The sequence below is a fragment of the Rhodoblastus acidophilus genome (assembly GCF_900187365.1).
GTDB lineage: Bacteria > Pseudomonadota > Alphaproteobacteria > Rhizobiales > Beijerinckiaceae > Rhodoblastus > Rhodoblastus acidophilus.
In genome coordinates this window covers 503,422-521,354 of record NZ_FYDG01000002.1, presented here as the reverse complement: position 1 = coordinate 521,354, position 17,933 = coordinate 503,422, and the positions used below count along the sequence as shown (strand labels likewise).

General features: G+C 68.1%; 19 protein-coding genes. 9 read left to right on the top strand and 10 right to left on the bottom strand.

Annotation, left to right across the window (positions count from 1 at the left end):
* The first annotated feature begins 34 nt into the window (after positions 1-34).
* The 5 genes from CFB24_RS07735 to CFB24_RS07715 all read left to right on the top strand — a co-directional run bounded on the left by CFB24_RS07735 (position 35) and on the right by CFB24_RS07715 (position 3,123).
* Positions 35-472 carry a VOC family protein gene (locus tag CFB24_RS07735; protein ID WP_088519985.1) on the top strand — a complete coding sequence of 146 codons (438 nt, stop codon included), beginning with the start codon at positions 35-37 and terminating at the stop codon, positions 470-472.
* Positions 472-1,131: a class II aldolase/adducin family protein gene (locus CFB24_RS07730; RefSeq protein ID WP_088519984.1), complete on the top strand. Its 660-nt coding sequence runs from the start codon at positions 472-474 to the stop codon at positions 1,129-1,131. The genes CFB24_RS07735 and CFB24_RS07730 overlap by 1 nt, the downstream gene beginning before the upstream one ends.
* A gap of 146 nt (positions 1,132-1,277) precedes the next feature.
* Complete coding sequence (locus CFB24_RS07725) at positions 1,278-1,667, top strand: hypothetical protein (protein WP_088519983.1); 390 nt, start codon at positions 1,278-1,280, stop codon at positions 1,665-1,667.
* Between the two features lie 68 nt (positions 1,668-1,735).
* Entirely contained in the window at positions 1,736-2,389 is a 654-nt protein-coding gene (locus CFB24_RS07720; RefSeq protein ID WP_244593065.1) for a DedA family protein, read from the top strand.
* A gap of 80 nt (positions 2,390-2,469) precedes the next feature.
* Positions 2,470-3,123, top strand: a complete 654-nt coding sequence (locus CFB24_RS07715) for a DedA family protein (protein ID WP_088519982.1) — start codon at positions 2,470-2,472, stop codon at positions 3,121-3,123.
* Positions 3,124-3,128: 5 nt separating this feature from the next.
* On the opposite strand, the gene CFB24_RS07710 is transcribed toward CFB24_RS07715, so the two are convergent.
* Genes CFB24_RS07710 through CFB24_RS07695 form a run of 5 tightly spaced genes read right to left on the bottom strand, consistent with a single transcriptional unit; the run spans position 3,129 to position 9,190 of the window.
* Positions 3,129-3,752, bottom strand: coding sequence for an SCO family protein (locus CFB24_RS07710; RefSeq protein WP_088519981.1), 624 nt, complete (start codon positions 3,750-3,752; stop codon positions 3,129-3,131).
* Positions 3,752-3,880, bottom strand: a complete 129-nt coding sequence (locus CFB24_RS23910) for a hypothetical protein (RefSeq protein ID WP_275936862.1) — start codon at positions 3,878-3,880, stop codon at positions 3,752-3,754. Before CFB24_RS23910 ends, CFB24_RS07710 begins: the two co-directional genes overlap by 1 nt.
* Before the next feature lie 38 nt (positions 3,881-3,918).
* Positions 3,919-7,029: an efflux RND transporter permease subunit gene (locus CFB24_RS07705; protein WP_088519980.1), complete on the bottom strand. Its 3,111-nt coding sequence runs from the start codon at positions 7,027-7,029 to the stop codon at positions 3,919-3,921.
* On the bottom strand, positions 7,026-8,096 hold the full coding sequence (locus CFB24_RS07700) for an efflux RND transporter periplasmic adaptor subunit (protein ID WP_088519979.1): 1,071 nt from the start codon (positions 8,094-8,096) through the stop codon (positions 7,026-7,028). The genes CFB24_RS07705 and CFB24_RS07700 overlap by 4 nt, the downstream gene beginning before the upstream one ends.
* Positions 8,093-9,190 carry an efflux RND transporter periplasmic adaptor subunit gene (locus CFB24_RS07695; protein WP_088519978.1) on the bottom strand — a complete coding sequence of 366 codons (1,098 nt, stop codon included), beginning with the start codon at positions 9,188-9,190 and terminating at the stop codon, positions 8,093-8,095. Before CFB24_RS07695 ends, CFB24_RS07700 begins: the two co-directional genes overlap by 4 nt.
* 91 nt (positions 9,191-9,281) lie before the next feature.
* Between CFB24_RS07695 and CFB24_RS07690 the strand changes: the two genes are divergently transcribed.
* Entirely contained in the window at positions 9,282-9,911 is a 630-nt protein-coding gene (locus CFB24_RS07690) for a TetR/AcrR family transcriptional regulator (RefSeq protein WP_088519977.1), read from the top strand.
* A 4-nt stretch (positions 9,912-9,915) separates the two neighbouring features.
* On the opposite strand, the gene CFB24_RS07685 is transcribed toward CFB24_RS07690, so the two are convergent.
* Positions 9,916-10,248, bottom strand: a complete 333-nt coding sequence (locus CFB24_RS07685) for a copper-binding protein (RefSeq protein WP_158255108.1) — start codon at positions 10,246-10,248, stop codon at positions 9,916-9,918.
* 147 nt (positions 10,249-10,395) lie between these two features.
* Here CFB24_RS07685 and CFB24_RS07680 point away from each other — a divergent pair, with 147 nt between their 5' ends.
* Positions 10,396-10,689, top strand: a complete 294-nt coding sequence (locus CFB24_RS07680; RefSeq protein ID WP_146090237.1) for a hypothetical protein — start codon at positions 10,396-10,398, stop codon at positions 10,687-10,689.
* A 154-nt stretch (positions 10,690-10,843) separates the two neighbouring features.
* On the top strand, positions 10,844-12,184 hold the full coding sequence (locus CFB24_RS07675; RefSeq protein ID WP_158255109.1) for a class I adenylate-forming enzyme family protein: 1,341 nt from the start codon (positions 10,844-10,846) through the stop codon (positions 12,182-12,184).
* Here the strand turns inward: CFB24_RS07675 and menC are convergent.
* Genes menC through CFB24_RS07655 form a run of 4 tightly spaced genes read right to left on the bottom strand, consistent with a single transcriptional unit; the run spans position 12,107 to position 17,040 of the window.
* A complete protein-coding gene (menC, locus tag CFB24_RS07670; RefSeq protein WP_088519973.1) occupies positions 12,107-13,162 on the bottom strand; it encodes an o-succinylbenzoate synthase in 1,056 nt (351 codons plus the stop codon). The genes CFB24_RS07675 and menC overlap by 78 nt on opposite strands.
* Entirely contained in the window at positions 13,159-13,995 is an 837-nt protein-coding gene (menB, locus tag CFB24_RS07665) for a 1,4-dihydroxy-2-naphthoyl-CoA synthase (protein WP_088519972.1), read from the bottom strand. Before menB ends, menC begins: the two co-directional genes overlap by 4 nt.
* Positions 13,992-15,662: a 2-succinyl-5-enolpyruvyl-6-hydroxy-3-cyclohexene-1-carboxylic-acid synthase gene (gene menD / locus CFB24_RS07660; RefSeq protein WP_088519971.1), complete on the bottom strand. Its 1,671-nt coding sequence runs from the start codon at positions 15,660-15,662 to the stop codon at positions 13,992-13,994. Before menD ends, menB begins: the two co-directional genes overlap by 4 nt.
* Positions 15,655-17,040 (bottom strand): isochorismate synthase, encoded by a 1,386-nt coding sequence (locus CFB24_RS07655; protein WP_088519970.1) that lies wholly within the window; start codon positions 17,038-17,040, stop codon positions 15,655-15,657. The genes menD and CFB24_RS07655 overlap by 8 nt, the downstream gene beginning before the upstream one ends.
* Before the next feature lie 149 nt (positions 17,041-17,189).
* Between CFB24_RS07655 and CFB24_RS07650 the strand changes: the two genes are divergently transcribed.
* Positions 17,190-17,912: a class I SAM-dependent methyltransferase gene (locus tag CFB24_RS07650; RefSeq protein WP_088519969.1), complete on the top strand. Its 723-nt coding sequence runs from the start codon at positions 17,190-17,192 to the stop codon at positions 17,910-17,912.
* Positions 17,913-17,933: the final 21 nt, after the last annotated feature.

Genomic DNA, 17,933 nt, shown 5'->3' with positions numbered 1-17,933 from the left:
GCGTTTTTTTCGCGTCGCGCAAAAGGAGTTCGTCATGCGCTATCTTCACACCATGATCCGCGTCGCGGATCTCGACGCGTCGCTCGATTTCTTCCTCGGCAAGCTGGGCATGGTGGAAATCCGCCGCTTCGACAGCGAACAGGGCCGGTTCACCCTGGTCTATCTCGCCGCCGAAGAAGACGTGCGCAGCGCCGACGCCGGCGCGCCCCTGCTCGAACTGACGTATAACTGGGACCCCGAGGCCTATACGGGCGGCCGCAATTTCGGCCATCTCGCCTATGAGGTCGAGGATATTTACGCCAGCTGCGAGCGGCTGCAAAAGGCGGGCGTGGTCATCAACCGTCCGCCGCGCGACGGCCGCATGGCGTTTATCCGCACGCCCGACGGCATTTCCATCGAATTGCTGCAGCGCGGGAAGGCGCTGGCGCCGCAGGAGCCCTGGGCCAGCGCGCAGAACGTGGGAACCTGGTGATGGACGAGGCTTTCGCGCGCAAGAAACTGGTCGAGGCCTGCCGGGCGTTGAACGCCAAGGGCGTCAACCAGGGCGCGGCCGGCAACATTTCCGTCCGCTGCGGCGCGGACATGCTGATCACGCCGAGCGGCGTCGATTATGACGAACTGGCGCCGGAGATGATCCTGCGCCAGTCGCTCGACGCCGAGGCGGCGGCGCGCGACCCCGTCGCGGGCGTCAAGGCGTCGAGCGAATGGCGCTTTCACCGCGACATTTTTCGGGCGCGACCGGAAGTGAACGCGGTGGTGCATACGCATGCGCCCTACGCCACGGTCATGTCCATGCTGCGGCGGCCGATTCCCGCCAGCCATTACATGGTCGCCGCTTTCGGCGGCGACAGCATTCCCTGCGCCGATTACGCGCCGTTCGGCACGCAGGAATTGTCGGATCTGGCGGTGGAGGGGCTGAAGGGGCGATTGGGCGTGCTGCTCGGCAGCCACGGCATGATCGCGATCGGCCCCGACCTTCAACGCGCGCTGTGGCTCGCCGGCGAACTGGAGACGCTGGCCAAGCTGCATTATCTCGCCAGCCTCGCGGGCGGCCCGGCGCTGCTCGACAGCGGCCATGTCGCGGGTCTCGTCGAGAAATTCGCCGGCTACGGGCCGGGCGCCAAAGAATAAGTCTAAGTAAAAGCTGGCGATTCACATGAATGTGATTGGGGGCTGAGGAAAGCGCGCGTTATGATTGTCGCGAAATCCGAAATGTTCGCGACTGCTTTGCGTCCGGCTCCAGCCGGACCATTCCAATCCCCCGAACGGAGACATTCATGGACGCCACTGAATTGTTCCGCTCCTGCGCCAACGAACATGTCGCCGCCGCGGCCCTGCTCTGCGTCGGCGGCGGGCTGGTGAGCCGGATTGACAAGGCCGCGCGCCCGGCCGGGCTGACGCGCGGCGCTCTGGTCGCGACGCTGGTCGCCGATTACGAGCGCAAGGCGTCGCCCGAATTGCGCCGGCAGCTCGCCTATGGCATGCGCCGCGCCGAGATGCCGATTTTGGCCGGCCTGCGCCATGTGCTCGATGTCGCGCTCAATGGCGCGCTCGACCTCGCGCCCCGGCGCCTGCGCCGTCCCGAATGGCGCGCGCCGCCGCTGACCTGGGCGGCGGAGGCCGGCCCCTTCAACACGGGCGAGGCGCGTCACGCGCTGCATTCCTGATCTGTTGATCGCTCGCTCGAAGCGCCGCGCGAACTGCTGTACGCTGGCCTTTTCGCAAGGAGAGGCAAGTGCCTGATTTTTCAGAGCTGTTGATCCAGTTCGGCCCTTGGGCGGTGTTTTTCCTGGTCGCGCTGGAGAGTTCGGGCATTCCGCTGCCTGGCGAAACCAGCTTGGTCGCCGCCGCCGTGCTGGCGGGCCACAGCCACCACGGCTCCATCGCGCAAATCGTGACCCTGGCCGCCGCCGGCGCCATTGTCGGCGACAACATCGGGTTCTGGGTGGGGCGCGAATATGGGCTGAAATTGCTGCTGGCCCATGGAAGCAAGATCGGGCTCGACGAGGACCGGCTCAGGCTGGGGCAATATCTGTTCCGGCGCTATGGCGGAACCATCGTGTTTTTCGGCCGGTTCGTCGCGGTGCTGCGCGCCTTCGCCGCCGTGCTCGCCGGCGCCAACAAAGTGCCGCCGTTGCGATTTTTCCTGTTCAATGCGGCGGGCGGGATCGTCTGGGCTTGCATCTTCGGCTTCGGGGGCTATTTTCTCGGCGCTGATTTCCACCGGATCGCCGGACCCTTCGGTCTGGCGGCGCTCGTGCTGGCGCTGGCGGGCTTGGCGTTTCTCCGCCGCTATGTGCGCACGCATGAGGCGAGGATGATCGCGGAGGCCAGGGCGGCCTTGCCCGGACCTCTGGGCCTGAACCCAAAGGCAGGTTCTGTTGGTTAGACCGTTGTCCCCCCAGCGATATCCGGCTTTCCGCCGGACGTTGCGCGACAACGGGCCGCCGACAGGGAGTTTGACCCATCGTGTTGATTGAAACCATCAAGCCGCTGATCGCGCAGCACGCCTATCTGGCCGTTTTCTGCATCGTCGCCCTGGAAAGCTCCGGCATTCCCCTGCCGGGCGAGACCGCGCTGGTGCTCGCCGCCATGTTCGCCGGGGCCACCGGCCTGATCGACATCAAGATCGTCATCCTGCTGGCGGCGGCCGGCGCGATTTTCGGCGACAATCTCGGCTTTCTGGCCGGCCGGCGCTTCGGCCTGCCGCTGCTGCTGAACCACGGCCACCGGCTCGGCCTCACCGACGACCGCATCAAGCTCGGCCAATATCTGTTCGCCCATCACGGCGCGAAGATCGTGTTTTTCGGCCGGTTCATCGCCCTGCTGCGCATTTTCGCGGCGTTCCTGGCCGGCGTGAACCGCTATGGCTGGGGGCAGTTTCTGGTTTACAACGCCAGCGGCGGCGCGATCTGGGCGCTGATCTTCGGGCTGGGCGGCTATGCGTTCGGAGACGCCTTCGAGCGCGTGTCCGGCCCGCTCGGCAAGATCACGCTGGCTTGCGTCGCAATCGGGATCGCCGTGGGATGGTGGCTGATCCAAACGCAGGAACACAAACTGATCGCGCGGGCGGTCAAGGCTTATCCCGGGCCGTTGCGCGGCGAGGGCGCCGCGGCCGAATAGGCCGGCTACAACGCCGCCTGCAAATCGCGCGCGGCGTCCTCGGGCGGGCGGTCGAGATTGACGCTGCGCAAAAATTTGCCGTCGCGGTCCATCAGATAGGTGACCGCGCTGTGATCCATCGTGTAATCGCCCGCGGCGGTCGGCACTTTGCGCGCATAAACCCTGTAGGCCGCGAGCATGGCGTTCACTTCGGCGCGGTCGCCCGACAGGCCGATGATGCGCGGATCGAAACTGCCGGCGTAGTCGGCCATCTGGTCGGGCGTGTCGCGGTCGGGATCGACGGTGACGAACAGCGCCTTGATGCGCGCGTCCGGCCCGAGCTGCTTGAGAACCTGCGCCATTTTCGCCAGGGTCAGCGGGCAGACGTCGGGGCAATGGGTGTAGCCGAAGAAGACGAGAAAGGGCGCGCCGCGCAGGTCGGCCTCGGTGACGACCTTGCCGCCGCCGGTGTGCAGCCGGAACGGGCCGCCGATGGCGGTGGCGGCGGTCGCGCCGGGCGGCCGGCCCATCATCGTCACCCCCACCGCCGACAGGCCCATCAGCGCGGAGACGCCGGCCAGCATGATCCAGAGGGCGCGTGTGTTGGCGGGCTTTGGCGTCTGGGGCTTGGGGGGCTTGGGTTCGGCCATCAGAAACAGGTCCAGGCGGCGTTGAGCGCGTTGACGAAGACGAGCGGCCCATAGGCCGCCCAGAGAGCGGCGGCGAAAACGACGGCCGTCAGGCCCGCGCCCCAGATCAGAAGAGGAATCCGCGCCATCCCTGCTAGATGGCGCGGATCGCCGCGCATGTCCAGAGTCAGGCCTCCACCGGGTCGAGCCGGGCTTTTTCATGCGTCGCCGCCGCGGCGGGCGCGCCCGTCCCGGCCTTGGGCGCGGGAATGCGGAACCAGGCGAGATAGAGCGCCGGCAGGAACAGCAGCGTCAGCACCGTGCCGACGATGATGCCGCCCATCATGGCGTAAGCCATCGGCCCCCAGAAGATTTCGCGCGAGATCGGGATCAGCGCCAGGGTGGCGGCCGCCGCCGTGAGCATGATCGGCCGCATCCGGTGCTGGGTGGCCTCGCGCACCGCGTCCCAGGCCGCGGCCCCCTGTTTCAGCAGGGTCTCGATCTGGATGATCAGGATCACCGAATTGCGGATGAGAATGCCGATCAGCGCGAGAATGCCGAGCGTGGCGACAAAACCCATCGGCTTGTGGCTGAGCAGCAGGGCGGCGGAGACGCCGATCACCGCCAGCGGCGCCACCGCGAACACCAGGAACAGCCGGTTGAAGCTCTGCAACTGGATCATCAGGATGGTCGCCATGGCGAACAGCATGACGGGAAAGACCGCGTTGATCGGTCCCTGCGCCTTGCCGCTTTCCTCCACCGCGCCGCCGATCTCGACCTTGTAGCCGGCCGGCAGCGTTTCGGTGAACTTCTGCACGTCCGCCGTGAGTTGCTGCACCACCGTCGCCGGCTGGATGTCGCCGTTGACGGCGATTTTCAGCGTGACCGTGGGCAGGCGCGCGCGCCGCCAGATGGTCGGCTGCTCCAGCGCGAAATCGACGCCGGCCACCGCCGCGAGCGGCACGGCCTGTCCGTTGGCGCCCGGCAATTGCAGGTTCTGCAGCGTATCCACCGAGGCGCGTTCGCCGCCGCGGGCGCGGGCGATCACGTCGACCAGATAGATGTCGTCGCGGATCTGCGTCACCGCCGAGCCGTTGACCACGCTGTTGAGCGCGGAGGCGATGTCCTGCGACGACACGCCGAGCGCGCGCGCCTTGTCCTGCAGCACGTTGATCTTGACCACGCGCGCCGGTTCGCCCCAATCGAAGGTGACGTAGCCGAGATTGGGATTCTTCGCGACGACATTGGCGAGTTCGCGCGATTTTTCGCGCACGAGCTGAATGTCCGGGCCGCTGACGCGATATTGCACGGGGCGGCCGACCGGCGGGCCGATGTCGAGCAGATGGATGAATGCGTCGGTGCCGGGATACGTCTGCCGCAGCCAGTCGCGATATTTGCCGATCAGGCGGTCGCGCGCCTCGATGTTTTTCGTCAGGATCACGGTCTGGCCGAAGGCGGCGTTGGCGGGCTGCACGTCGAACGACAGCACGAAGCGTTTGGCGCCTTCGCCGACATAGCTCGAATAGAGCGTGATGTCCGGCTCGCCGTCGAGCATCTCCTTCTCGAAGCGCTTCATCTGCGCGTCGGTTTCGGCGATCGAGCTGTTCTGCGGCAGGTTCCAGTCCACGATCAGTTCGGGCCGGTCGGAGGAGGGGAAGAATTGCTGCTGCACGAAGCCCATGCCGATCACGGCCAGGGCGAAGGCGCCGAGCGTCACGCCGATGGTCAGCCAGCGCCGGCGCATGCAGAAGTCCAGCGTGCTGTCGAACGCGCGGACGAACCGCCCCTTGCCGGTTTCGTGATGGCCCTTCATCGTCTTGGGCAGCAGCGTGACGCCGAGCAGCGGCGTGAACAGCACCGCCACCAGCCACGACACGATCAGCGCCACGGCGATGACGACGAACAGGGTGAAGGTGAATTCGCCCGCCGCGCTGTCGTTCAGGCCGACCGGAATGAAGCCCGCCGCCGTGACCAGCGTGCCCGTGAGCATGGGGAAGGCGGTGCTGGTGTAGACATAGGTGGCGGCCTTGCGCAGGTTGTCGCCGACCTCCAGCCGCGCCACCATCATCTCCACCGCGATCATGGCGTCGTCGACCAGCAGGCCCAGGGCGATGATCAGCGCGCCCAGCGAAATGCGCTGGAGGGAAATGTGGGTCTCGCGCATGAACAGGAACGTGATCGCCAGCACCAGCGGAATGGCGATGGCCACCACCAGCCCCGCGCGCCAGCCCAGGCTGATGAAGGAAATGCCCAGCACGATGACGACGGCTTCAAACAGGCCGCGGGTGAAACCCGACACGGCCTCCTCGACCACCGCCGGCTGGTCGGACACGCGGAACACGTCGGCGCCGATGGGCAGGTCGGCCTTGATCTTGTCCAGCTCGGCGTCGAGCGCCTTGCCGAATTCGAGCAGATTGGCGCCCGCCTTCATGCCGATGGCCAAGCCGATGGCGGCCTGACCATTGTAGCGGAACAGGTTCTGCGGCGGATCGACATAGCCGCGCCGGATGGTGGCGATGTCGGACAGGCGGAAGAAGCGGTCGTTGACGCGCAGGTTGATGCCGCGAAGGTCATCCTCCGACGTGAATTGCCCGCTGACGCGCACGAAGATCTGTTCCGGGCCGGCCTGGACCGCGCCGGAGGGCGTCACGGCGTTCTGCGCCGCGAGCGTGTTCATGATCTGCTGCATGTCGACGCCGAGGGCGGCGATCTGGCGGGTGGAGAATTCGAGATAGACCACCTCGTCCTGCGCGCCGATCAGATCGACGCGGCCGACATTGGGCGTCGTCAGGATTTTCATCCGGGCGTCCTCGACCTGATCGCGCAATTGGCGATGGGTCAGCCCGTCGGCGGTGAAGGCGAAGATATTGCCGTAGACGTCGCCGAACCGGTCGTTGAAGAACGGCCCCTGCACGCCGGAGGGGAAATCCTTCTTGATGTCGGCCACCATGTTGCGCACGCGCACCCAGGTCGGCTCGACATCCTTCGCCTTGGTTGTGTCCAGCAGGTTGACGAAGACGATGGTGTTGCCGGCGGTGGTGATCGAGCGGGTGAAGTCGAGCGATTCCAGCTCTTCCATCTTGCGCTCGATGCGCTCGGTGACCTGATGGGTCACGTCATCGGCCGTGGCGCCGGGCCAGTTGGCCTGGATCACCATGGTCTTGATGGTGAAATTGGGATCTTCCTCGCGCCCCAGGCCGAGATAGGCGAACACGCCCGCGACCAGGAAGACGATCATGAAGTACCAGATCAGCGAGCGCCGGTTGAGCGCCCAGTCGGACAGATTGAAACCGTTCACGGCGCGCTCCCGAAGAGTCTGACTTGCTGGCCGTCTTTCAGCCGGTGAACCCCGGCGACGACCACCCTTTCGTCCCCGCGCAATCCGCCGCGCACCAGAAAGCGGCCGTCGCGGTCGGGCGCGACGTCGATGGCGCGCAGCGCCACTTTCATGGTCTGCGGATCGACGATGAAGACGCTGGTCTTGTCGCCCTCGTGCAGCACGGCGGAGACCGGCAGCCGGATCAGCGGATCCTCGCCCGAGGCGACACGGGCGGAAATGGTCGAGCCGAGGCGAAACTCCCGGTTGGGATTTTCCAGCGCGATCTTCAGGCGGCGCGACCGGGTGGCGGCGTCGGATTCCGGCGAGATCTCGCGCAACGAGCCGGAGGCGACGATCTCCGGATTGATCTGCAGCGCGACGGTGAATTTCTCGCCCAGAAAAAACGAGTCGATCGCCGCTTCGGGCGCGTCGATCACCGCGTCGCGCCGCGTCGGTTCGGCCACGTTCGCCACCGCCTGTCCCGGCGACACCGTCTGGCCGATTTCGGCGGAGGTCGTCGTGACGATGCCGGAATATTCGGCTCTGAGCACAGTGTAGGACAATTGCTCCCTGGCCTTGACCAGCGAGGCTTCGGCCTGCTGCATGGAGGCCTGCGCCGAGGCGCGGGCCTGTTCGGCGCTGTCGAAAGCCGCCTGCGAGGCGGTTTTCTTGGCGAGCAGCGCGCTTTGCCGCGCTTCGGTGGAGGCGGCGTTTTCGAACTGGGCGCGCGCGCTGGCGAGCGTCGCGGCGGCGGCGCGGGCGGCGGCCTCATAGGAGGTGGGGTCGATGGCGGCGACGATCTGGCCGGCTTCGACGCGGTCGCCGGCCTTGATCGGCCGCGAGATGATGCGGCCAAGCACGCGGAAACTGAGCGCGCTCTGGGTCTGCGGCTGGATCGTGCCGGAAAAGGCCGTGTCGAAGGCGGGGGCGGGCGCCGCGATCACGGTCAGGGCGGGGCGCGGCGGCTCCGCCTTGGGCTGTTCCTTGCCGCAGCCGGCGAGCAGGGCGAGGCCGGCCAGGGCGGCGGCGGCGGACAATCGTCTCATTGCAGCGCCTCCTGGTTCTGGACCCGCACGATCTGGTTCTCGCGCAGGAATTTGCCGCCCTGGGCGACCACCAGTTCGCCCGGCTTCAGCCCGTCCTTCACCACGATATATTCGCTTTCATAGCTGGCGACGGTCACGGGGCGCAGCCCGATGCGGCTGCTGGCGGGATCGACCGTCCACACCGCCGGTTTGCCGGACGCGCTGGCGAGGGCGCTCCAGGGCAGCACGACCACGTCGGCCATGCGCCAGATGACGCGGCCGATGACGGCGGCGCCCAGCGGAAACTTGTTCTGGTCGGCGTCGATCTGCACCTTGGCCTGGATGGTGCCGGTGCGCGGATCGATCACGGGCGAGATTTCCCGGATGTGGCCGCGCGCGGTCACTTGCGGGTCGGCGATCAGGGCGAGTTCGACGTCGTTGCTGTCGGGCGGATGGGAAAACGGGGTTTCGTACATGGCGAAAACCGCGTCGCGCGGGCCGTCCTCGGCGAAACTGAACGCGGCCTGCGCGGCCTGCGCCACCTGGCCGACTTCGATGTTGCGCGCCGTGATCACCCCGTCGTGCCCGGCGAGCAGTTTCGTATAGGACAGGGCGTCCTGGGCGGAGGCGACCTGCGCTTTGGCGGCGTCGAGCGAGCCGACGGCGCCGCGCAGCGCCTGATCGGCCTGCTCATAGGAGGCCTGGGTGGTGAAGCCGCTGGCCAGCAGGCTTTTTTGCCGGTCGTAGGTGGCCTTGGCCTGGCGCCAGCTCGCCTCGGCGCCGGCCAGCCCGGCGTTGGCGGAGCGCAAATCGGCCTCCTGCTCGGAGGGATCGAGTTCGGCCAGCACGGCGTCGGCCTGGACGCGTTGGCCGACGTCGCCTTTGCGGGCGATCACCCGGCCCGACACCCGGAACGACAATTCGGCCTGCACCCGCGCCCGCACCGCGCCGCTGAGGACCAGCTCACGTTCGCGGCTTTCCAGCGAGATCTTTTGCGCCACCACGTTCAGCGGCGGGTTGGCGTGGGATTTCGCGTCGTCCCCGCATCCCGACAACGCCAGGCACAAGGCGGCGGCGCAGGCGTAGGGTCCGCTGTTCGAACCGAAAATTGGCATCGGCCCCCCGTCGAATGAATTGGAATTTCGATCCTCAATGTATTATTGATGACTGACTGGAAAGTCAATAAAGCCTGAGAGGCCCCCGACAGTGTTCAAGTGTGACGGGTTCCGCCGCAGACGCAAGGCGGAGCGTCCGGCCGAAATTCTTGAGGCGGCGTTCGACGCCTTCGCCGCGCGCGGCTATGCGGCGACGCGGCTGGAGGATGTGGCGGCCCGCGCCGGCGTGACCAAGGGCACGATCTATCTGTATTTCTCGACCAAGGAGAAATTGTTCGAGGAGATGGTGCGCAGCCATTCGGCCGGCCTGCTCGCGGACGCCGACGCCATTCTCGGCCGGATCGAGGGGGCGAGCGCCAACCGGCTGCGCGGCTTCCTGCGTTTTCTCTACGGGCGCTGCGTGACGGACCGGCGCGGCCGGGAAATCCTGCGTTTCATGATCGCGGACGGCAAAAGCTTTCCGCATCTGGTGGCGGAGCATTATCGCGATTTCGTCCTGCCCCTGCTCGGCATGGTCTCGGGCCTTGTGGACCAGGGCGTGGCCGCCGGCGAGTTTCGCGCGGATCTGCCGCGCGAAACGGTGCGGGTGGTGATCGCGCCGACGCTGTTTCTCAGCGTCATCAGGCTGATTTTCGGCGACGCGCCGCCCGTCGACGAGGAAGCCTATGTCGACGCCCATATCGAACTGGCGATGACCGGCCTGCTCGCCGCCCCGACATAAACGGTCACTTGCCGGGCGCCGCGTGCAAAATTTCGAGCAGCTTGTAGCCCTTGCCTTCGAGCGTGAAGGTCACGGCGTCGCCAGCCTTGAAACCTTCGAGAATTTTCGCCGGCTTGGCCTCGAACTGCATTTCCATCGCGTCCATCAGGCCGGGAATCGCCTCATGGGCGATGGCGACGAGGCCGGCCGCCGCATTGACGCCGGTGATCTTGCCCTTGCCGTGGAAAATCTTCGCGCCGGCTTCGGCCTGGGCGATCGGGACGGGCCGCTCGGCCGCCGCGGCGCCGCCGCAGATCAGCAGGGCGGACAGGGCGGCGGCGAACAGGGATGTTTGCATAAAAGAGCGCCTTTCGGGAACAATGTGCATTCAAGACGTTTCGCTGGGCGTCGTCCTCGGCGGTGATGGACCCCGCGCAAAGAGCGCGGACGCCCGCGCCGGCATGATCGCGGTTCGGGACCGTCATCATAATCATGAAGGGGAAACGTGACCATGACAGAGCCGCCGCGCCTCGCCGGGCTGCGCTTCCGGCGCGGCGAAAGCGTGAGGATCGAGGCGATCCTGCTGGAGCGCCTCGACGACGCCCGCTGGCGCGCGCGCATCCGCCCCGCCGTCGCGACCGGCGACCGGCTGCGCTTTGGCGAAAGCCGGGAAAGCATGGCCTGCCTGCTCGGCTTTGTTGACGCCGACGTCGCCGCGCAGAGCGGCGAGGAGGCGGCGCTGGCGTTTCATTTCGCCGGCGCCGCCCTCGACGAGGCGCTGGAGCGGCTGCGGCGCTGAAAGGCGGCGTTCGTCATGGGCGCCTCCATTGGCTCGGCCGCTGTTTTGGCCCGGGAGCCGCACGGCTTCGTTGCGCCTCCGCAACCTGTCGCGCGGCGCCTTGCTCGACGCCGGTCGCGGCGGCATGATACGGGTCGTCATGGAATTTCGCCCGATGCAGACAGCGAGCATGGACGGCTCGACTCGCCGCGCCGCCGCGCTCGCGACGATCCTGCGCGACGCCGGCGCAAGGCCCGGCCGGCCCGTGGTCGCCCGCATGGCCTCGGCGGACGCGCTGGCGACGGCGGCCTGCGCGGCTTTCGCGTTGGACCGCCCGTTCTTTCCGCTCGATCCCAACCTGCCGGATGGCGTAACGCGAAACTTGCTCGACCAGATCGGCGATCACCTGAAGGTGGATCTGTCGCCGGAGGAGATTCTCGCCCTTCCGCCCGGCGCGGCGCCGCCCTTCCTTCCGCCGCGCGGCCCCGCGCTGCTGATCGCCACCAGCGGCTCGTCGGGGCGCCCCAAAGCCGTCGTGCTCACCGGCGAGGCGCTGGCCGCCTCGGCCCGGGCGTCGGCGCAGGCCACGCCGTTGCGGCCGGGCGACCGCTGGCTGGCCTGCCTGCCGCTGTTTCACATCGGCGGCTTTTCCATCCTCACCCGCTGCGCCCTGGCCGGCGCCGACCCTGTATTGCATCAAGGTTTTGACGCCGCGCGCATCCACGACGCGCTGGTTGAGGGCGGGATCAGCCATGTCTCGCTGACCCCGACCATGCTGGCGCAATTGCTGGCGCTGGATCGGCCGGCGCCGCCAACGCTGCGTCATGCGCTGGTCGGCGGGGCGGCGCTGCCGGCCGAACTGGCGCGGCGGGCGGCGCGCGCAGGCTGGCCGATCCAGCCGACCTATGGCATGAGCGAGACTTGCGCGCAGATCGCCACTTTGCCGAATTTGCCGCCCGACTGGCGCTCGGGATGCGTCGGCCGGTCGCTCCCGGGCGTCGAAATCGCGCGCGACGACGAAGGCCGTCTAAAAATTCGCGGTCCCATGCTGATGCGCGGCTACGCCAATCCCGATCTTGCGCCGGGCGAGGGCGTCGCCGACGGCTGGTTCGTCGCCAACGATCTCGCGGAGATCGCGCCGGACGGGTCGCTGACCATCCTCGGCCGCGCCGACGAAACCATCGTCACCGGCGGCAAGAAGGTTCACCCCGCCGCCGTCGAAAACCTGCTGGCGCAATGTCCGGGCGTCACCTTCGTCGCCGTCGCCGGGCGGCCCGATCCGGTCTGGGGCGCGATCGTCACGGCGCTCTATTGCGGGCCGATGCTCCCCGACGACTTATTGAACTGGTGCCGCGGCGCCATGTCCGGCGCGTGGCGCCCGCGCGCGGCGGTGCGGCTGGAGGCCCCGCCGCTGCTGGCCAATGGCAAGCCCGACCGGCTAAAACTCCGCGAACTCGCCCGAGGGGACGAGGCCAAGGCCGGGACCATCCGGCAGAACGAGGGCGCCGTTTCTTAGAGGCAGGGGCGGCGCGACATCGCGCGCCAGCCAGGGACCGGTGGCCAGCCCATGCGCCCGCGCCGGATCGAGCGCGGCGGCGAGCTGCGCGGCGGCGGCGACGCCGATGGCCGAATCCACCACCGAGGTGATCACGACTTCCATGCCGGCGGCGGCCGCCTGTCGCGCCAGACGCAGCGTGGCGGCGAGTCCGCCGATGCGCGCGGGTTTCAGCACGAGACGGCGCGTGGCGCGCGCGGCGAAAATTTTTTCGGGGCCAAGCTCGAACAGCGATTCGTCAATGGCCAGCGCGAACGGGCAACGCTCCTGCAAGCGCCGCAGGTTTTCCAGCGTGGGCTGCGCCAGGGGCTCCTCCACGCCGTCGATGGGCAGGTCGGCGACGGCGTCGAGAAAGCGGCGCGCCTCCGCCTCGCTCCAGGCGCGGTTGGCGTCGAGGCGAAAGCGGATGGCGGTTTCGGACGCGAGGGCGCGCAGCCGCCGCGCTTCTTCGTCCGCATCGGCGAGGCCGACCTTGATCTTGACGATGTCAAAACCGTTTTGGCGCGCGGCGGCGACGCGGGACGCGCAGGATTCGTCGAGCGGTCCCGCCGCCGCATTGACCGCAACCTGGCTGGCGGCGGCGGCCCCCAGCGCCCGATGCAGCGGCAGGCCATCACGCCGCGCCGACAGATCGCGCAAGGCGGTTTCGACCGCCCAGCGCGCCTGCGCATTGTCGATCGCCGCAAGCCCCGCCAGGCCCTCGTCCAGCGCCGCGCCGCGCAAGGACTGAGCCGCTCGTTCGAGCGCGGCGAACGTATCTGCGCGGTCTTGCGCGCCCGAAAAGCTGGGCAGCGGCGCGCAATCGCCCCAGCCCGCAAGTCCCTGCGAAAACAAGCCGATCAACACGCCCCGACGCTCGCCGAGCGTGGCGTGCGCCGCGCGCCACGGCTGCTTCAGCGGCAGCGCATAAGGTCGCAGGACGACCTGTTCGAGCTTCACGGACGGCGCGTGAACTTGGAAAAATCCGGCGGGCGTTTTTCGACGAAGGCGTCGCGGCCTTCCTGTCCCTCTTGCGTCATGTAGAACAAAGCGGTGGCGTTGCCCGCCAGCTCCTGCACGCCGGCGAGGCCGTCGCTGTCGGCGTTGAAGCCGGCTTTCAGCACCCGCAGGGCGGTGGGCGAATGGCGCAGCATTTCGCGGCACCATTGCATCGTCTCCTCCTCAAGCCGCTCCAGCGGCACGACGGTGTTGACGAGGCCCATCTCAAGCGCTTCCTTCGCGTCGTACTGCCGGCACAGGAACCAGATTTCCTTGGCCTTTTTCAGCCCGACCGCCCGCGACATCAGCCCGGCGCCATAGCCCGCGTCGAAACTGCCAACCTTCGGGCCGGTCTGGCCGAAGCGGGCGTTTTCGGCGGCGATGGTCAGGTCGCAGACCAGATGCAGCACATGGCCGCCGCCGATGGCCCAGCCCGCCACCATCGCCACCACCGGCTTGGGCAGGGTGCGGATCATCCGCTGCAAATCAAGCGCGTTCAAATGGTTGACGCCGTGGGAATCGCGATAGCCGCCGTCCTCGCCGCGAATCTTCTGGTCGCCGCCCGAGCAGAACGCCTTGTCGCCCGCGCCGGTCAGGATGATCGCGCCGACCTCCGGGTCGAGCCGCGCGAGATGCAGCGCCGTCATCATTTCATCGAGCGTCTCCGGGCGAAACGCATTGTGCCGCTCCGGGCGATTGATGGTGATGCGGGCGACGCCTTCAGCCTTGTCGAACAGAATATCCTGAAATTTTTGATCGGACGCCGGCTTCCAGGCGATGGGCGAAGTGGTCACGAACAGGTCTCCAGTTGGGACGAAGCGAAAAATTTTCTGGCGCGCGCAAGACTGTGGGCGCGGTCGATGGCGACGTGGACGATGGCCCTGCCTTCCGCCAGATTTTCCAGCACGGCGGCGACGGCCTCGGCATTGGTTTCGGCCGCGGAATAACGCAGGCCGAACGCCTTGGCGAGCGCGGCGGGGTCGTAAACCTGCGCCGCGATCCACGCCGCCTCGAATTCCGGCAGCGCGGCTTGCGCCAGATGGTCGAAAATGCCGCCGCCGCGATTGTCGAGCAGCAGCACCGTCAGCTTTTTCGCCCGCATCAGCGCGAGGGCGTTGAGATCGTGCAAAAAGGCGAGATCGCCGAGCACGGCGACCGTCGGTCCCAGCGCCGCCGACAGGCCGAGCGCGGTGGAGAGATTGCCATCAATGCCGCTCAAGCCGCGATTGCCGAAGATTTTGAGCGCCCGGGCGCGGCGGCCGGCGAACCATTCGGCGGAGCGGATGGTGAGGGAATTGGCCAGGAAAACCGGGGTGTTTTCGGGCAAACCGGCGAGCAGGCGGCGCAGCAGCGCGCCCTCGAACGGGGCGTCTTCGGCGCAGGCCGTTTCGGCGGCGTCCGCCGCCGCGTCGTCGAGCCGCGCGAGCTGTCTCGCCCAATCCGCCGGGGCGGGGCGCCCGCGCAGGCCGGCGCAGAACAGCGCGACATCGGCCTGAACCAGATGGGTGGCGATCCGGTCGGGATCGCCAAAACGCGCGCAATCCGACACCACGATCTGCGCCGCGCCTTTTCGCGCCCGCAAAAACTCGGCGGTCGCGCGGCAAACCGGCGTTCCGCCAAAACGCAGCGCCCAATCGAACGCCGGTTTCTGGCGCGCCACCGCGTCGGGATGGGCGAGAACCGCCGCATCGTCCGGCGCGGAAAAACGCAGGCCCGAGAGAACGTCGGCGAAAACCGGCGCGTTCAGCCGCGCAGACAGGTCGAGAATGGCGGCGCGGGCGTCTTCGCCCAGGGTTTCAGGGCCGCAGACGATCACGCCTTTGCCGGTCAGCCGCGCATCAACGCTAGAGATCAGCGCGGCGTCGGGCGCCGTCCGCCCCTTGGAAACCAGCGGAACCGGCCGCGTCTCCGGCGCGGACGTTGGCCCTGCGGGCGTCAGCGGCTCGCGCAGGGGAATGTTGAGATGGACCGGGCCGGGCAGGGGAAAGCGCGCGGCGTGAAACACCCGCGCCGCGAAATCGGCCAGCCAGTCCGTGCGCGTGTCCGGCGGCGGCAGCGCATGAAAAGCGCGGACGTGGACGCCGAACAGCGCGGTCTGCTCCATGGTTTGATTGGCGCCGCATGCGTGCAGTTCGGGCGGGCGGTCGGCCGACAGCAGCAGCAGCGGAACGCGCGCGGCGTCGGCTTCGACCACGGCCGGGGCCCAATTGGCGATGGCCGAGCCGGACGTGGCGATCAGCGCCGTCGGCTCATGGTCGGCCTTGGCGAGGCCCAGCGCGAAAAAGCCGGCGGACCGCTCGTCCACGATCATCTGCACCGCGAGATCGGGATGGCGCAGCGCGGCCAGCGTCAGCGGGGTCGAGCGCGAACCCGGCGAGGCCACCACGCGCCGCAGGCCGGCGCGCGCGAGACCGTCGAGCAGGGTCCACGCCCACGCAAAGCCCAGCCGCGCCTCATCCATGCCGCGATTGCTCGCGCGCGCGCGGTTCAGCGGAGGGCGCGCCGCCGAGAATGTCGAGGAATGTGGTGAGTTTCAGTTCTGTCTCGGCCCATTCGGCGTCGGGGTCGGATTCGGCCATAATGCCGGCGCCGGCCCACAGCCGGGCCTCGCGGCCCTGGATTTCGGCGCAACGCAGCACCACGGCGGCCTCGCCGTCGCCCTCGGCGTCGATCCAGCCGGCCAGACCGGTGTAAAGCCCGTCGCGGCGCTCCTCGTTCTCGCGCAGAAAGGCGCGGGCGGGCGCTTTGGGCCAGCCGAGCACGGCGGGGGTGGGGTGCAGCGCCGCTATGGCGTCGAGCAGGTCCAGGCCCTCGCGCATGTGTCCGCTCACGGGCGTCCACAAATGCTGCAGGCGCGGCAGTTTCACCAGCCCGGGTTCGGGCGGGTGGCTCAGCTCGTCGCAGATTTCGCGCATCGATTCGGCGATGGACTGGACCACCAGCGCGTGTTCGCGCCTTTCCTTGGCGCAGCCGCGCAAGGTTCTGGCCGTTTCATCATCCTGCGCCGTCGTGGGAAAACGCGGCGCCGTTCCCGCCAGCGCGTGGCTGACCAGCGCGCGCCCGCGCTTGACCGCCAGCAATTCCGGCGTCGCGGCCAGCGTGCAGCCGTTGGCGCTGGGGAATTTCAGCACGCGCCCTTCCACGCAGCCCTGCGCCATGCGGCGCGCCAGCGCGTCCGCGTCGATCGGCGCGCGCAGCGTGACCACGCGCTTGCGCGCCAGCACCACCTTGTCGAAGCGTTTCGCCCGGATCGCCTGGGTGGCGGCGCGCACGCGGGCGCGCCATTCGGCGCGGTCGGGCCGATCCTCCTGCCGCTCGACCGGGCTATGCGTCTCCTTGGCGGCCGGCGCGGTCATGGCGCGAAACCGCTCGGCCCATTCGCGCGTCAAGGCCGCCGCCGGCCGGAAATCGCGATAACCGGTGAGGACGAGGCTGCAGCGGCCTTCGCTGCGGCGCAACAGCAATTCGGGCAGGCTGAGGTGGGCGCCGCCGCCGAGCGGGGCCGGGGGCGCGGTCAGAAAGGCGATGGGCGCCGGGCCGTCGCCGAACCGGGTCCAGCGCCGGCAGGCCACGCGCCAGCGGTCCACGCTCATGTCGGCGAAGCCGGCCACCGCGCCGACGCTGAACATTTCTTCGTCCGGCGCGATCCACACCCGGTCGGCGCGGCCGTTGCGGACGAGGTCGAACAGGGCGTCCGGCAGGTCGAGGGCGAGGCTCAGCAGGTTTTCGCCCGGCGCCGCGCCGATCTGCGCCATCCACGGCGCCAGCGCGGCCTCGAGCCAGTCGCCGGGCGCGGCGTTATGTTGACGCGGTTTCGAGGGGAGGGCGACGATACCCAAACTTGCGCTCCAGCCGGAAAGTCATTTCGATAGCCCAATTCTGCGCTATTTTCGACTCTTCGTTCTTGATTCGGCACAAAGACGCCATTGGCATTCTCGCATAGCTGCCTTGGCGCCGCCTCCGACGCGGCGATGGAAAAGAGGGCCCTATGACCGGCACGCCCGACAACAGCTTTGGCTTTCGCGCCGTGGCGCCGGACGAGCGCCGCGCCCGCATCCGCCGCGTCTTCACCGGCGTCGCCCCGCGCTACGACCTGATGAACGACCTGATGTCGTTCGGCCTGCACCGGCTCTGGAAGCGCTGGCTGATCGCCGCCGTCGCGCCGCAGCCGGGCGAAAGAATCGTCGATCTCGCGGGGGGCACCGGCGACGTCGGGGCGGGTCTGGCGGGGCCGGATCGCTGCGTCGCCATCTGCGATCCCAGCGTCGCCATGATGGAGGCGGGCCGCAAGCGCGCCCTGCCGCATGTCCAGTGGATCGCCGGCGAGGCGGAAGCCCTGCCTTTCGCCGACAACGCGCTCGACGCTTTGACGATTTCCTTCGGCATCCGCAATGTCACCCGCTTGCGCGACGCGCTGGCCGAAATGCACCGCGTGCTGAAGCCGGGCGGACGCGCCTTCTGCCTGGAGTTCTCCAAGCCGGCGTTCTGGCTGGCGCCGTTCTACAACCTGTTCTCTTTTCAGGTGATTCCGCGCCTGGGAGCGTTGGTCGCCAACCAGCCCGAAGCCTACGCCTATCTGGTCGAATCGATTCGCCGCTTCCCCGACCAGGAGGAACTCGCCGCTTTGTTCCGCGACGCCGGTTTCGCGCAGGTGAAATATCGCAATTTCAGTTTCGGCATCGTCTGCCTGCATATCGGCTACAAGGGCTGACGGATCGCGCTATATCCGGCG

Excerpts from the sequence above, each read along its gene's own strand:
- CFB24_RS07710 (WP_088519981.1), bottom strand. The coding sequence starts at position 3,752 with ATGGCCGAACCCAAGCCCCCCAAGCCCCAGACGCCAAAGCCCGCCAAC.
- menD (WP_088519971.1), bottom strand. The coding sequence starts at position 15,662 with ATGGATGAGGCGCGGCTGGGCTTTGCGTGGGCGTGGACCCTGCTCGAC.
- CFB24_RS07675 (WP_158255109.1), top strand. The coding sequence starts at position 10,844 with ATGCAGACAGCGAGCATGGACGGCTCGACTCGCCGCGCCGCCGCGCTC.
- CFB24_RS07685 (WP_158255108.1), bottom strand. The coding sequence starts at position 10,248 with ATGCAAACATCCCTGTTCGCCGCCGCCCTGTCCGCCCTGCTGATCTGC.
- CFB24_RS07730 (WP_088519984.1), top strand. The coding sequence starts at position 472 with ATGGACGAGGCTTTCGCGCGCAAGAAACTGGTCGAGGCCTGCCGGGCG.
- CFB24_RS07700 (WP_088519979.1), bottom strand. The coding sequence starts at position 8,096 with ATGAGACGATTGTCCGCCGCCGCCGCCCTGGCCGGCCTCGCCCTGCTC.
- CFB24_RS07650 (WP_088519969.1), top strand. The coding sequence starts at position 17,190 with ATGACCGGCACGCCCGACAACAGCTTTGGCTTTCGCGCCGTGGCGCCG.
- CFB24_RS23910 (WP_275936862.1), bottom strand. The coding sequence starts at position 3,880 with ATGGCGCGGATTCCTCTTCTGATCTGGGGCGCGGGCCTGACGGCCGTC.
- CFB24_RS07735 (WP_088519985.1), top strand. The coding sequence starts at position 35 with ATGCGCTATCTTCACACCATGATCCGCGTCGCGGATCTCGACGCGTCG.
- CFB24_RS07695 (WP_088519978.1), bottom strand. The coding sequence starts at position 9,190 with ATGCCAATTTTCGGTTCGAACAGCGGACCCTACGCCTGCGCCGCCGCC.
- CFB24_RS07725 (WP_088519983.1), top strand. The coding sequence starts at position 1,278 with ATGGACGCCACTGAATTGTTCCGCTCCTGCGCCAACGAACATGTCGCC.